The sequence below is a fragment of the Streptomyces sp. NPDC048637 genome (assembly GCF_040650675.1).
GTDB lineage: Bacteria > Actinomycetota > Actinomycetes > Streptomycetales > Streptomycetaceae > Streptomyces.
Window position 1 is genome coordinate 18,505 of the sequence record NZ_JBEZHQ010000007.1, and the last position, 14,137, is coordinate 32,641.

8 protein-coding genes are annotated in these 14,137 nt (G+C 70.3%); 4 read left to right on the forward strand and 4 right to left on the reverse strand.

The window, feature by feature from the left end:
• The first annotated feature begins 20 nt into the window (after nt 1–20).
• The 4 genes from AB0C46_RS12175 (at nt 21) to AB0C46_RS12190 (ending at nt 5,513) form a co-directional block, all read left to right on the forward strand.
• Nucleotides 21–2,480 (forward strand): FAD-dependent oxidoreductase, encoded by a 2,460-nt coding sequence (locus tag AB0C46_RS12175; protein ID WP_362827718.1) that lies wholly within the window; start codon nt 21–23, stop codon nt 2,478–2,480.
• Between the two features lie 68 nt (nt 2,481–2,548).
• On the forward strand, nt 2,549–3,709 hold the full coding sequence (gene solA / locus AB0C46_RS12180; RefSeq protein WP_362827719.1) for an N-methyl-L-tryptophan oxidase: 1,161 nt from the start codon (nt 2,549–2,551) through the stop codon (nt 3,707–3,709).
• Nucleotides 3,710–3,720: 11 nt separating this feature from the next.
• The gene (locus AB0C46_RS12185; RefSeq protein ID WP_362827720.1) at nt 3,721–4,893 is read left to right on the forward strand and encodes an aromatic ring-hydroxylating dioxygenase subunit alpha; all 1,173 of its coding nucleotides are present in this window, start codon (nt 3,721–3,723) and stop codon (nt 4,891–4,893) included.
• Between the two features lie 74 nt (nt 4,894–4,967).
• The gene (locus AB0C46_RS12190) at nt 4,968–5,513 is read left to right on the forward strand and encodes a hypothetical protein (protein ID WP_362827721.1); all 546 of its coding nucleotides are present in this window, start codon (nt 4,968–4,970) and stop codon (nt 5,511–5,513) included.
• Between the two features lie 93 nt (nt 5,514–5,606).
• Here the strand turns inward: AB0C46_RS12190 and sbnA are convergent, their stop codons facing one another.
• The 4 genes from sbnA to AB0C46_RS12210 all read right to left on the reverse strand — a co-directional run bounded on the left by sbnA (nt 5,607) and on the right by AB0C46_RS12210 (nt 14,100).
• Nucleotides 5,607–6,683, reverse strand: a complete 1,077-nt coding sequence (gene sbnA / locus AB0C46_RS12195; RefSeq protein WP_362827722.1) for a 2,3-diaminopropionate biosynthesis protein SbnA — start codon at nt 6,681–6,683, stop codon at nt 5,607–5,609.
• Nucleotides 6,684–6,905: 222 nt separating this feature from the next.
• Nucleotides 6,906–7,976: a 2,3-diaminopropionate biosynthesis protein SbnB gene (sbnB, locus tag AB0C46_RS12200; protein WP_362827723.1), complete on the reverse strand. Its 1,071-nt coding sequence runs from the start codon at nt 7,974–7,976 to the stop codon at nt 6,906–6,908.
• On the reverse strand, nt 7,973–11,551 hold the full coding sequence (locus AB0C46_RS12205) for an amino acid adenylation domain-containing protein (protein ID WP_362827724.1): 3,579 nt from the start codon (nt 11,549–11,551) through the stop codon (nt 7,973–7,975). The genes sbnB and AB0C46_RS12205 overlap by 4 nt, the downstream gene beginning before the upstream one ends.
• Nucleotides 11,548–14,100: a Pls/PosA family non-ribosomal peptide synthetase gene (locus tag AB0C46_RS12210; RefSeq protein ID WP_362827910.1), complete on the reverse strand. Its 2,553-nt coding sequence runs from the start codon at nt 14,098–14,100 to the stop codon at nt 11,548–11,550. The genes AB0C46_RS12205 and AB0C46_RS12210 overlap by 4 nt, the downstream gene beginning before the upstream one ends.
• Between the last annotated feature and the right edge of the window lie 37 nt (nt 14,101–14,137).

Genomic DNA, 14,137 nt, shown 5'->3' on the forward strand with positions numbered 1-14,137 from the left:
CGACCAGCAGGAGGAGGGACATGTCCCGTACGCCCGCCCACAGTTCCCGTGTGGTTGTCATCGGTGCCGGCATCGTCGGCTGCTCCCTCGCCGATGAGCTGACCGCCCGCGGCTGGACCGACGTCACCGTCCTCGAACAGGGCCCGCTGCCGGCCCCCGGCGGCTCCACCTCGCACGCCCCCGGTCTGGTCTTCCAGACCGGCCCGTCCAAGACCATGACCGAGTTCGCCGCCTACACCGTCGAGAAGTTCGGTGCCCTGGAGGTGGACGGGCTGCCCTGCTTCAACCCGGTCGGCGGTCTGGAGATCGCCACCACCGAGGCCCGCTGGGCCGATCTGCACCGCAAGGCCGGACTCGCGGCCTCCTGGGGTGTCCACGGCGAACTGATCGGCCCCCAGCAGTGCAAGCAACTGTGGCCGATGCTGGACGAGACCACGCTCCACGGCGGTTTCCACACCCCTGACGACGGCCTGGCCCGCGCCGTGCTCGCCTGCCGCGCCCAGATCGCCCGGGCCGAGCGGCGCGGCGCCCGCTTCCTGGAGCGGCACACCGTCACCGGGATCGAGCGGGAGGACGGCCGGGTCACCGGCGTCACCACCGACCGGGGCACCTTCCCCGCCGACCATGTCGTCTCGGCCGCCGGCTTCTGGGGCCCGGTGATCGGCGCGATGGCCGGGGTGGACGTACCCCTCCTGCCGCTGGCCCATCAATACGCCACCACCGGGCCGCTGCCCGAACTCGACGGCGTCAACGACCCCCGTACAGAGGCGAGCAAGCCGATCCTGCGCTTCCAGGACCGCGACCTCTACTTCCGCGAACACACCGACCGGATCGGCATCGGCTCCTACGCCCACCGCCCGATGCCCGTCGACCCCTTCACCGTCGCCGCGTTCGACGAGGCACCGGTCATGCCGTCCTCGCTGCCCTTCACCGCGGAGGACTTCGCGCCGAGCTGGCAGGACAGCGTCCAACTGCTGCCCGCACTGGGCTCGTCCCGGGTGGCCGAGGGCTTCAACGGCGTCTTCTCCTTCACCCCCGACGGCATGCCGGTCCTCGGCGAATCCCGTGAACTGCGCGGATTCTGGCTCGCCGAGGCGGTCTGGGTCACCCACTCCGCGGGCGTCGCCAAGGCCGTCGCCGAGTGGATGACGGACGGCCGGCCGGCCATCGACATCCATGAGTGCGACCTCTACCGCTTCGAGGACGCCCAGCGCTCACCCGCCTATGTCGCCGACCGCGGTGCCCAGAACTTCATCGAGGTCTATGACGTCATCCACCCGCTGCAGCCCATGGAACAGCCGCGCCCGCTGCGCACCAGCCCCTTCTACCCACGGCAGCAGGAGCTCGGCGCGTACTTCCTGGAGGGCGGCGGCTGGGAGCGCCCGCACTGGTACGAGGCCAACGCCCCGCTCGCCGAAGGCCTCCAGCTCCCCGAGCGCGACGCCTGGTCGGCCCGCTACTGGTCGCCGATCGCCGCCGCCGAAGCCAGGGCCACCCGCGAAAAGGTCGCCCTCTACGACATGACCCCGCTGCGCAGGCTGGAGGTCACCGGCCCCGGCGCCCTCGCCTTCCTCCAGCGGATGACCAGCAACAACCTCGCGAAGAAGCCGGGCGCCGTCACCTACACCCTGCTCCTGGACGAGACCGGCGGCATCCGCTCCGATCTCACCGTCGCCCGGCTCGCCCCGGACCGCTTCCAGGTCGGCGCCAACAGCGGATCCGACCTCGACTGGCTGCTGCGGCACGCCCCCGGCGAGGGAGTCCAGGTCCGTGACCTCACCTCCGGCACCTGCTGCATCGGCGTCTGGGGGCCGCTCGCCCGCGACCTGGTCCAGCCCCTGACCCGCGACGACTTCTCGCACCAGGCCTTCGGCTACTTCCGGGCCAAGCAGACCCACCTCGGCCATGTCCCGGTCACCGCCATGCGCCTGAGCTACGTCGGCGAGCTCGGCTGGGAGCTGTACACCACCGCCGATCTGGGGCTGCGGCTGTGGGACACGCTCTGGGAGGCCGGCCGGGAGCACGGGGTGATCGCCGCCGGGCGCAGCGCCTTCAACAGCCTCCGCCTGGAGAAGGGGTACCGCTCCTGGGGCCATGACATGACCACCGAGCACAACCCCTACGAGGCCGGCGTCGGCTTCGCGGTCCGACCCGCCAAGGGCGACTTCGTCGGCCGGTCGGCGCTGGCGGGCGCGAGCGAGGAGACCGTGTCGCGCAGGCTCACCTGCCTCACCCTCGACGACCCCGCGGCCGTCGTGCTCGGCAAGGAACCGGTCCATGTGGACGGCGCCCCGGCCGGCTATGTCACCTCCGCCGCCTACGGCTACACCCTCGGCCGCGGGATCGCCTACGCCTGGCTGCCGGCGACCGCGGCGGCCCCCGGCACCGCCGTACACATCGAGTACTTCGGCGAGAAGATCCCCGCCACCGTCGCCCAAGAGCCCCTCTTCGACCCGCAGATGGAGCGCATCCGCAGGTAGCACCAGGGCAGCCCGTCCGTGATCCACCGGTGATCCGCTCGCCCTCCGTACGCAGAAGGAGCAACCGCATGGCTCCCACCTACGACGTCATCGTTCTCGGCCTCGGCGGCATGGGCAGCGCCGCCGCCCACCATCTCGCCGCCCGCGGCGCCCGGGTCCTGGGCCTGGAGAAGTACGGCCCGGTGCACAACCGCGGCTCCAGCCACGGCGGTTCCCGCATCACCCGCCAGTCCTACTTCGAGGACCCCGCCTACGTACCGCTGCTGCTGCGCTCGTACGAGCTGTACGAGAAGCTGGAGCGGGACACCGGACGGGAGATCGCCACCCTCTGCGGCGGGGTGATGCTCGGCCGGCCCGACAGCCGCACCGTCCGCGGCAGTCTGGAATCCGCCCGCCAGTGGGACCTCCCGCACGAGATGCTCGAACCCAAGGAGATCCGCCGCCGCTTCCCGACCCTCACCCCCGCCGAGGACGAGGTCGCGCTGTACGAGGCACGGGCGGGCCTGGTCCGGCCGGAGTACACCGTCGCCGCGCATGTCCAGCTCGCCGGCCAGGACGGCGCCGAGCTGCACTTCGAGGAGCCGGTCACCCGCTGGGAGGAGCTGCCCGGCGGCGCCGGGGTCCGCGTCCACACCCCGGAAGACACCTACACCGCAGGCCAGTTGGTGATCTGCCCCGGGGCCTGGGCGCCCCAGCTGCTCACCGACCTGGGCGTGCCGTTCACCATCGAACGACAGGTCATGTACTGGTTCGCCCCGGACGGCGGCACCGCGCCGTTCGTCCCCGACCGGCACCCGATCTACATCTGGGAGGACGACCGGGGCGTCCAGATCTACGGCTTCCCGTCGATCGACGGGCCCGGCGGCGGCGCCAAGGTCGCGTTCTTCCGCAAGGGCACCGTCTGCACCCCGGAGACCATCGAACGCACCGTGCACGACCACGAGGTACGCGCCATGGCCGACCAGCTCGCCCCGCGCATCCCCGCCCTCCCCGGCCGCTTCCTCAAGGCCGCCACCTGCATGTACTCCAACACCCCCGACGAACACTTCGTGATCACCCGGCACCCCGCGCACCCGGAGACGGTGACCGTCGCCTGCGGCTTCTCCGGACACGGCTTCAAGTTCGTCCCGGTGGTCGGCGAGATCGTCGCCGATCTCGCGCTGACCGGTGCCACCGCGCACCCCATCGAGCTGTTCGACCCCCGCCGGCCCGCCGCCGCGGCCGCTTGAGGAGAGCATCCATGACGACCACGCCCACCGAGTCCTCACCGACGGCACCCACCACGCCCGCGACCACTGCCTACCCGAGCCTGATCGCCACCCTCGCCGGCCACCACTACACCGACCCCGAGATCTTCCGCCAGGAGCAGGAGAAGATCTTCGAGCGGCTGTGGTTCTGTGCGGTCCGCAGCGCCGACCTGGAAAAGCCCGGCGCCTTCCGCACCGTCCGGATCGGCCGGGAGAGCGTACTGATCACCCGCAACCGCGCCGGTGCGCTGCGCGCCTTCCTCAACATCTGCCGGCACCGCGGCGCGCAGCTGTGCACCGAGGAGTCCGGCGAGGTCCGCCGCAACCTCCAGTGCCCCTACCACGCCTGGACCTACGACCTCGACGGCCGTCTGGTGGCCGCCCCCAACCTGCAGAAGATGCCGGACCTCGACCGCACCGAACGCGGTCTGGTCACCGTCCCGCTCCGCGAATGGCTCGGCTACGCCTGGGTGTGTCTGGCCGACGAGCCGCCGTCCTTCGAGGACACCGTGATCGGCGCGGCCGTCGAACGGCTGGGTGACGCCGCCTCCCTCGACCGCTACCGCACCGACGGACTCGCCCTCGGCAAGCGCCTCACCTATGACGTGTTGGCCAACTGGAAGCTCATCATCGAGAACTTCATGGAGTGCTACCACTGCGCCACCATCCACCCCGAACTCACCGATGTGCTCCCGGAGTTCGCCGACGGCTTCGCCGCCCAGTACTACGTCGGACACGGTGCGGCCTTCGCCGACGAGGCCACCGGATTCACCGTGGACGGCACCGAGGGCTTCGGCCGGCTCCCCGGTATCGAGGACACCCAGGACCGCCGCTACTACGCGATCACCGTCCGCCCGCAGGTGTTCGTCAACCTCGTCCCGGACCATGTCATCGTCCACCGGATGTTCCCGATGGCCCCCGACCGCACCGTCGTCGAATGCGACTGGCTGTACCTGCCCGAGATCGTCGACGCCGGTGCCGATGTCTCCAAGTCCGTCGAACTCTTCCACCGGGTCAACGCCCAGGACTTCGACGCCTGCGAGCGCACCCAGCCGGCCATGAGCTCGCGCGCCTACCGGAACGGCGGTGTCCTGGTGCCCAGCGAGCACCACATCGGCGCCTTCCACCAGTGGGTCACGGACTGCCTGGCGGGCGGGGGTGGCTGATCTGCGGTCTGAGTTACAGTCAGGCCCCGTTGCGCTCGGTATGGACACGAGCGCCGGACAAGGGGGAGAGAGCCATGAAGCTGTCGTTCGAGGGGCCACCGGCGTACGACCTGGGAGCGGATGCGGATCTCGGCATGTGGCTGACCGAGTGGGGCGAGTATGCGGACCGGATCGTCCATCTCGGGCCGGACGACGGCCGGGACCATGGGCAGCTGTGCTGGGACGTCCTGACACCCACCGGCCTGCTCGCACCGCACTGCCGAGAGTGCAAGCACAGGCACGGCGGCCCCCAAGGACCGAAGGAGATGGAGTCCGCCCTGCGCAGGCGGATCCCGCCGCCCGAGGTGTCGCCCTGGCTTGCCGCCACGCTCATCCGCAACCTCGTCCACTGGGACTTCGGGGACGGCCCGATGCGCCCCGTGGCCGACGCCATCGCGGACGGGCTGGCAGCGTTGCTCGGCCCGGACGCCCAGTGGCGTGTCAACGGCTGCGCCGCGTATCGGGAGGGCCGTGACGGCAACGTCTCGTGGATGCCCGTCACCGAGGCCACCTTCGACGCGGCCGTGGTCGGCATCGGCGGTGGTCATGCCGTGGTTGTCGTTGCCGTCGGCGAGGACTGACGCAATGACGACGCCACCGCCCACGGCCTGACGCGGGCCGACCGCCCACGCCGGAACACGGGCGGTCGGCCCGGCGGCGCAGCGCGGCCGGCCTCAGGCCTCGTGGCGCCGAGGCCGCCGGCGCGGCTGCGGCTCCGGTGGGCCCGCCGGTGGTGTGGGACCGACCGGGGCGGTATCGGGGCCGACCGGTGCCGAATCGGGGCCGGTCGGCGGATCGGGGGCGAGTACGTCCTCGCCGTACAGATCCTGCACCCAGTTGTCGTGGTAGACGGTGTCGAGGTAGCGCTCGCCGAGGTCCGGGGCGATGGCCACCGCCGTGCGGCCCCGGGCATCGTGCCGGGTCAGCCAGTCCGTCGCGCCGCTGACCACGGTGCCGGTCGAGCCGCCGAACACGAAGCCGCGTTTGGCCAGCCGATGGCAGGCGCGGATGGTGTCCGCCTCCTCCACCCGTACGACGTCGTCCACATAGGACTCGTCGAGCAGCGGCGGCTGGACGCTCATGCCCAGGCCGGGGATCATCCGGTGCCCCGGAGTACCGCCGAAGGTCACCGAGCCGACACTGTCCACGGCGATGATCCGTACGGGTCGGTGCCACTCGCGGAAGTAGCGGGCACAGCCCATCAGGGTGCCGGTGGTGCCGGCTCCGACGAACAGCAGGTCCAGCCCTGGGAAGGCGCGGGCGATGGCCGGTGCCGTCCTGCGGTAGTGCGCCCGCCAGTTGCTCGGATTGGTGTACTGACTGAGCCACAGACACCGTTCGTCGGAGGCACACAGGCTGCGGATGTAGGCGAGCCGGGCGCCGAGGAAGCCGCCGTTGGACTCCTGGTCGGCGACCACATGCACCTGGCTGCCCAACGCCTCCATCATCAGTCGGGTCGCCAAGTTGCAGCGGGAGTCCGTCACGCACAGAAAGCGGTAGCCCTTGCTCGCCGCGATCATGCTGAGCGCCACGCCGAGGTTTCCGGACGAGGACTCGACCAGGACCGTCTCCGGACGCAGGTCTCCGTCCCGTTCGGCGGACTCCACCATCTCGGTCGCGGCCTTCAGCTTGATCGAGCCGGCGAAGTTGAAGCCCTCACACTTGAGGAAGAGAGAGTGCCCGAAGATCGACCGGAGGTCGACATAGAGCTCTTCCTCGTTGAACGCGTAGGGCGCGGTTATGACTGGCACGATGGTCTCCTCATCTGCGGCAGAGCACCGTCAAAAGGTCCGTCCGACCGTGGCGGCGGACTTCGCTCCTGTGGGCGGGGCCGGGTGTCCGACCGAGCCGGACGGGGCGCCGTAACGGGTCCGCGGCGGGGTGCGCCGCTGTGCGGCGGTCCGGCTGCTGATCTCTCCGGGCGTGTGGGGTGCATAAGCCTCCTTTCCCTGGACGGCCGGGGTCCCGGCTGCTCATCCGTACCGGCGCAGTTCATGGAAGAAGCCGTCGACGACCTGCAGTTCTCCGGAGCGGACCACCTCGTCGTAGACGTACTTGCCGACCGCGAGGTCGAGCACCCCGAGGCCGAACGGGGAGAAGACGGCGGTCCGGTCCGCCGGCACCGCGACCCGGCCGGCCAGCACGTCGTCCAGCGTGCCGTGCAGGAACTCCCGGTTGCCGGTGAGCTGTTCGGTCAGATGCGGGGAGGTGGCGGCTCGCAGACAGTGCTCGATGTCGTCGACGATATTGGTCGACGCCAGCAGGATCTGCGGTGCGAGGTCGCGCAGCGACACATGCACCACCACCGGGTGGTGACCGAACCAGGAGACCTCGTGGACATGCGGCGCAGGGGCGACGGTGGCGAAGACCACCAGGTCGCTGGAGCGGATCAGCTCCTCGGCGGTGTGGTGCACGGTGACCCGCCCGGTGGTACGGCACTGCTCCAGGTACAGGCGGAAGCCGGCCGCGCTCTCGGCGGACAGGTCGTGCACACCGATCTCGTCGAACGACCAGCCGGTACCTTCCAGGAAGGTGTGGATGTAGCGGGCGATCAGACCCGCTCCGAAGAATCCGACGCGGGTCGGGCGGGTGCGCCCGCGGCTGAGCCGGTCGGCTGCCGACGCCGCTGATGCGGCGGTCCTGGTCGCGCTGATGATCGAGCTTTCCAGGCAGGCGAACGGGTAGCCGGTGTCGTAGTCGTTGAGGATCAGCACGGCCGAGGCCCGGGGGATTCCGGCGGCCACGTTTGGCGGGAAGCTGGAGATCCACTTCATGCCGTCCACCCGCGTCTCCCCGCCGACGGAGGCGGGCAGCGCAATGATCCGGGAGGACGGGCGGTCGGGGAAGCGCAGGAAGGACGAGGGAGGGTTCACCGACTCACCCGCGCCGTGCAGCCGGTAGGTGGCCTCGACCACGTCCACGAGCTCCTTTTCGCGTCCCTGCAGGGCCTTGTGCACCTGGGCGCCGGAGAGCACCGCGAAGGACGGCGTGGGGGGCGGCTCGGGGAGTGCGGACCGGGACGGGGTGGGGCGGACGGTGGTCATGGGAGAGTCACCTCCACGGTCGGCGAGCAGTCGGCCAGGCGCACCGGGTCGGCCAGGGCCACGACCACGTCCCGCGGCCCCTCGAAGGGCTCCCTGCTGTGCGCGGTCCGGACGTTGTCCACGAGCAGCAGGTCACCGGCCTCCCACGGCCGGCGCGCGGTGTGGGCCTCGTAGACCTCGTTGAGCAGCTGCACCACGTCCTCGCCGAGGGGATCGCCGTTTCCGTAGCGCGTGTTGAACGGCAGCCCGTCGGGGCCGTACTCGTCGATCAGGTACTCCCGCACTTCGGGGGCCATCGTCCACTCGTTGAGGAACGCGATCTGGTTGAACCAGCAGCGCCGGCCGCTGACCGGGTGGCGCACCACGGCACTGCGGCGTTGTCCGGTGCGCAGACCACCGTCGGGCTGCCAGGTGAACTCGATGGCGTGGGCGCGGCAGTAGCGCTCGACGGCCTCCCGGTCCTCGGTACCGAACGCCTGGTCCAACGTGGCCCCGATCTCGGGGTGGTAGCTGCGGGTCAGCAGCCAGCCCTCCCGCTCGAACCGCTCGGTCAGGGCCGGGGGCAACGCGTCCAGCACGGCCGTCGCGTCGGCCACCGCGGTGGCTCCGCCGGCGGTGGGGGCGCTCAGGCACGCGAACAGCATCAGTCCGGGGAACTCCAGGGTGTAACTCAGCTCGTGATGCATGCACATGGGCTGGTTCGGTGGCCACTTCGACGAGGAGTAGACGCCCTCGGAGTAGTGCTGCCGGAGGGCAAAGGCCTCCCGTTCGGCCAGCGGAGCGAGGTCCAGGCCATGAAGGACGGCGCCGACCTCTGCCGGGTCGCTCATCCCCAGGCCGCGGACCAGGAGCGCACCGTGCTCGGCGACGACGGCGCGCAGTGCGTCCCGTCGCTCGGCTGCCCAGCGCGCCGCGCTGTCGGTGGTCCCGGCCCGCAGCATCGGAGGCTTGCCGGGTTCCCGTTCCAGTTCGGGCAGGGAGATCGGGAGTGACGACACCATCGTGGTTCTCCTCTCAGGAGCGGCTCGGGACGCATCCGGCCGTGCGACGTCGCCCTGGGCGTCACCCGGTTCCGACAGGGGGCGGAGCATGCCGGGGCGGCGCCCGGACCCGCCGTCGACCTGCCGGGCGAGATCGGCGAGGACGGGGTGACGGGTAACGTCCTTGACGGAAACCACCCGGCCCAGGGAGACCGCGAGTTCCACGGCCGCCAGTGAAGTGCCGCCGCAGTCGAAGAAGTTGTCCTGCCGGCCTATCCGGTCCGGCGGCATGCCGAGCACCTCGGCCCAGGCCGCGGCCAGCCGCCGTTCCGTCGGTGTACGCGGGGCGTGGTAGTGATGCTCGACCGCGTCGAGTCCGCCGGCGAGTGCCTCCAGCGCCTTCTTGTCGATCTTGCCGTTGGCGGTCAGCGGAAGACTCTCCCGCCAGAGGAAGACCGACGGGACCATGTACTCCGGCAACAACTCGCGCAGCCGGTCCCTGAGATCATCGGCCTCCAGTGCATTCCGGCCGGAGTAGAAGGCCACCAGGCGCTTTCCGTGTCCCGCCCGTTCGGTGACCACCACCGTGCCGTCGCCGACCCCGGGCACACGGAGCAGGGCGTTCTCGATCTCACCCATCTCGATACGGAAACCACGGATCTTGACCTGGCTGTCCCTGCGGCCGAGGAACTCCAGCTTGCCCTCCGGGAGCCAGCGTCCGTGGTCGCCCGCCCGGAAGAGCCGCCGCCCGGGACGGTGCGGATCCGGCAGGAAGGCCAGCCGGGTGCGCTCAGGATCGTTGATGTACCCGCGGCCGACGCAGACCCCGGAGAAGACGATCTCTCCTGGGGCGCCGAGCGGCACCGGCGCCAGGTGTTCGTCCACGACGTACACCTGCACATTGTTGACAGGGCGTCCGAGCGGGACCCGCCCGGTGTCCGGCACCCCGTCCATGACCTCGTGGTGGGTGTCGTCCGAGGTCTCGGTCAGACCGTAGGCGTTGACCAGCCTGATCCCGGGCTGTGCCGCGAACCAGCGCTGGACCAGCTCCTTCTTGAGCGCCTCACCGGTGACCGACACGCACCGCAGGTCCGGCAGTTCGCGCGGCCGCTGTGCAAGAGAGGACAGGACGACATCGAGGTACGACGGGACCACCTGGAGCACCGTGGCCCGCCCGTCGGCCACCGTGTCGACGAAGCGTCCCACGTCCAGTACGGCCGCCTGCTCGACCAGCAGGGTCCGGCCGCCGACCAGCAGCGCCGCGAGCAGCTGCCACAGGGAGATGTCGAAGCACTGCGGCGCGGTCTGGGCGACCACCTGCCCCTCGCCGATCGCCAGATCGTCGATCTTGGCGTAGAGGTGGTTGAGCATGCCCAGGTGTTCGCACATCGCGCCCTTGGGCTCGCCGGTGGAGCCCGAGGTGAAGTAGATGTAGGCCAGCTGGTCCGGCTCGACCCGGACCTCGGGGTCGCTGTCGGCGTGGCTCGCTCCGCAGACGGCGTCGATGACGTGGGTCTCGACCCCGGGCACCGAGGCGAGGGCCCGGTCGAGGCCGGTGGTGCTGCCGGGTTCGGTCAGCACCTGCCGGCATCCGGCCCGCGAGAGCATCAGCGCGATACGGCCGGGCGGAAAGTGCGGCTCCACGGGCAGGTACACACCGCCGGCCTTGAAGATGGCGATCAGCGCGGCCAGCCACTCCAGATTGCGCTCGGTGACCACCGCGACGACGTCTTCGCGGCCCAGCCCGCGCGCCAGCAGGGCGTGTGCCAACCGGTTGGCGCGGACGTTGAGTTCCCGGTACGTCCACCGCCGGCTCCCGTGCACGGCGGCGATGGCGTCCGGGTGCGCCCGCACCCGCTGCTCGAACAGCTCGTGGAACCGGCGGTCCGGCAGCTGCCGGACCGGACCGGCCAGCCCTTCGAGCTGCAGCTGCAGCTCCTCCGCGGACAGCAGGGACTGCCGCCGGTGCTCGGCCTCCGGATCGGCGGCGATCAGAGTGAGCGCCGTGCGGTAGTAGCCGCCGATTCTGGCGGCGCACTCCTCGTCGAGCGCGTCGGTCCGGTACCGCAGTCGCAGCACACCTCGGCCGTCGTGGCGGACGAGGGCCACCCACAGCACGGAGTCGCCGACCGGGCTGCCGTCCGCACCGGACAGGTCGAACACGGTCTCGGGGGACTCCTCGGCCCGACCCGCTTCCGGTCCGAACGCGTCGGCCGGGAACCGCCGGCGCTCCAGCAGCTCCACCTCTGCCCGGTGGGTGTCCAGCAGGAGGGCCCGCCATGAGCCGGCCGCGGCCGTCAGCCGGCACGGCAGCGGCGCGCCGCCCCGTTCGGCGAGGTAGCCGGTCGCGATCTCTTGGTCGCCGGACAGCGCGGCGAGCACCTTGGCATGCGCGGCCAGCAGCACCGAACTCAGCGGCACCCGCAGGGTGTCGGCCAGCCGGTGCAGCGTTCCCAGCAGGTGACCAGGGAGGACCGTCCCGTGCTCGGCGGTGCCCGGAACCGGGACGCGGGTCCATCGCGGAACCCTGGTGAACGCGCCGTCGGTCAACGCACCGCGTCCGCATGCGGTGTTGGCTGTCATGGATGTGGTCATCGGCTTCTACCTCCAACCCTCGCCGGCGTCCCGGCCGAGGTCTGCCGGGCCGGATTCCCGCCCCATCGCGCGTCCGGCGGGACGGCCTCGCCCTTCATCAGGAAGGAGTCGGGCGCGAGCACCGCACCGTCACCCATGGCCACGCCGTAATGGACGAAGGCGCCGACGCCGAGCGTGCAGCCCGCTGCGATCGTGCTGCGGTCGGACTTGAAGGCGCCGTCCTCCTGCGAGTGGCACTGGACGACACTCCCCACGTTGAGGGTGCAGCCGTCTCCGATGGCGACCAGAGTCCGCTCGGTCAGATAGCAGCCGTCGTCGAAGACCCTGCGGCCGATCCGGACGCCCAGCAGCCGCCAGATCAGGTTCTTGAACGGGGTGCCATTGAAGATCAGCAGATAGCTTTCCGCGGGCACCTTCCAGAAGCGCTCCCGCCGCCAGAAGCGCGGATCGTAGATCGAGCAGAACAGCGGGACCAGGGGATGGAACGCCGTCACGGCCCGTTCGACCAGCACGAAATAGAGGACACCGGACAGCAGGACCAGCACGTTGGCCAGCGCGAGCGCCAGGGCGCCGAGCGAGTCGTAGAGCTCGGCGGCGACCGCCACGAGGAGGGTGGCCCAGTAGAAATACAGCCACCGCACCAGGAGATAGAGCCCCATGGTGGCGGCGTTGTGCCGGTTCTTGGCGGCGAGCTGACGGCTCAGCTGCTCGCCGTTCTTCAGCTGGTCGAAGGTGCTGTCCCGCTGGACCGAGCGGGGAATCTCAAAGCTGGGAGAGCCGAGGAGCCCGACACCCTCCCGGATCTCACCGTCGACCGGGACCATGACCTTTGTCGCGAGCAGGCAGTTGTCGCCCGTCTTTCCCCGCGAGGGGTAGGCGATCCGGTTGCCGAGGAAGTTACGCGGTCCGATCGAGGTCCGGGAGACGCGGAAGGACGTGTCCGAGAAATCGGCATTCATGATCGACAGGCCGTCGGCGACCATCGTCCCGCTTCCGACGGAACTCAGGTACGGCGTCTCGTGCTTGACCTCGGTACCGAAGTTCGACCCGGTCTGTTCGACCCGGGAGAGGTCGTATCCGAGGCAGCGCAGATAGTGCACGATGGCGGAGCTGTCGCCGAACAGGCGCATCAGGAACTTCCGGTTGGTCGTCAGGGCGATCAGCCGGTGCACCCCGTAGTGGAAGCCGTACAGCGGATAGACCTTGCCCGGCGTGATGGTCCGGCTGAGCAGACGCGGGACCGTGGCCTGGAAGAGGAGGCCGAGCGGCACGGCAGCGAAGAAGAGCAAGGACACCACCAGGGCGTCCACATAGAACGTCCAGTCGCTCAGCGCCGTGGGTCCGGGTTCCAGGACCGCGGTGAGCTGCGGTGCCTCGGCCAGCAGGATGCCCACGCCGCCGACCGCCAGCGGCACGTACAGGAGCAGCACGGTCGCCAGCTGCAGGGAGCTGTGCACCGTCCTGCGCAGGGCGCCGCAACCGGCCGGCTCCACCACGCGGTAGTCCACCTCGGTCCGCTGCGCCGGTGATCCGTGCCAGCGCTCGCCGTCAGGCACCACCTGCCCGCTGTGCAGGGACGAGGCATGGCCGAGCTGGGACCCGTCGCCCAGCGCGGTCTCGATGTCGAGCACAGTGGCCTCGCTGATGACCACGTTCTTCCCGAGGACCACCGCGCCGGTCTGGATCAGTCCGTCCTGTGCCCGGTAGCAGCTGAGGAACGAGTCCTTGCGGATGACGGTACCGTCGCCGATGGCAAGCAGATCGGTGCACACCGGCACACTGCGCGAGAAGACCGTGACACCTCGCCCGATTTTCGCGCCCAGCGCCCTGAGGTAGAGCGGGTAGAGCGGCGAACCGACGAACAGGACCAGCGGGTTCGAGCGGATCAGTGTCTTGACGACCCAGAAGCGGACGTACGGCAGGCTCCAGACGGGGAACTGCTGGGGCTTCCACCGGCCGACGAGGACCCATTTCGCCAGGATCGGAAGGGCGCACAGCAGCAGCAGACCGGCCGCGCCGCACAGGACCGACCGCAGATAACGGTCGAACACGCCCGTCCCGGCGGAGATCCACTCGTAGCCCCAAGCCGTGAGTAGGGCGACGAGACAGGAGTACCCGAGGAACGTCAGGAGTTGCAGCGCTCCGCACAGGACGTACCGGGGTGCGGCCGCGGAAGCCGGAGCCGCAGGGGGAGTCGGGGCCACAGCAGAGTCAGGGGACGGGGCCTCGACCGGGAAGGCCGCTGTGGAGCCTGCCAGAGCCGCCGCCAGCGCCCGGATCGTCGGATACCGGTAGATGTCCTTCATCGAGACCGACGGCAGGTCGGCACGCTTCCTGACCCGCGCACAGAAATGTGCCATCACCAGGGAGTCGGCGCCCAGATCGTCGAAGAAGTGCCGGTCCACCGGCATCTGACCCGTACCCATGACCTCAGCCAGTGTGGCGGCAAGGGTGCCCTCGACATCGATGGCCGGGGCGTCCTCGGCGCACCGGCCGGCTGAGGACTCCTCCGGATGCGAGGTCAGTTCTTCGACCGGCTTTCCGACCATGGCGACCTCCCTGGAGAAGCGCCGGCCACCGTCGGCC

Excerpts from the sequence above, each read along its gene's own strand:
- AB0C46_RS12185 (WP_362827720.1), top strand. The coding sequence starts at position 3,721 with ATGACGACCACGCCCACCGAGTCCTCACCGACGGCACCCACCACGCCC.
- AB0C46_RS12175 (WP_362827718.1), top strand. The coding sequence starts at position 21 with ATGTCCCGTACGCCCGCCCACAGTTCCCGTGTGGTTGTCATCGGTGCC.
- sbnB (WP_362827723.1), bottom strand. The coding sequence starts at position 7,976 with ATGACCACCGTCCGCCCCACCCCGTCCCGGTCCGCACTCCCCGAGCCG.
- solA (WP_362827719.1), top strand. The coding sequence starts at position 2,549 with ATGGCTCCCACCTACGACGTCATCGTTCTCGGCCTCGGCGGCATGGGC.
- AB0C46_RS12205 (WP_362827724.1), bottom strand. The coding sequence starts at position 11,551 with ATGACCACATCCATGACAGCCAACACCGCATGCGGACGCGGTGCGTTG.
- AB0C46_RS12190 (WP_362827721.1), top strand. The coding sequence starts at position 4,968 with ATGAAGCTGTCGTTCGAGGGGCCACCGGCGTACGACCTGGGAGCGGAT.
- AB0C46_RS12210 (WP_362827910.1), bottom strand. The coding sequence starts at position 14,100 with ATGGTCGGAAAGCCGGTCGAAGAACTGACCTCGCATCCGGAGGAGTCC.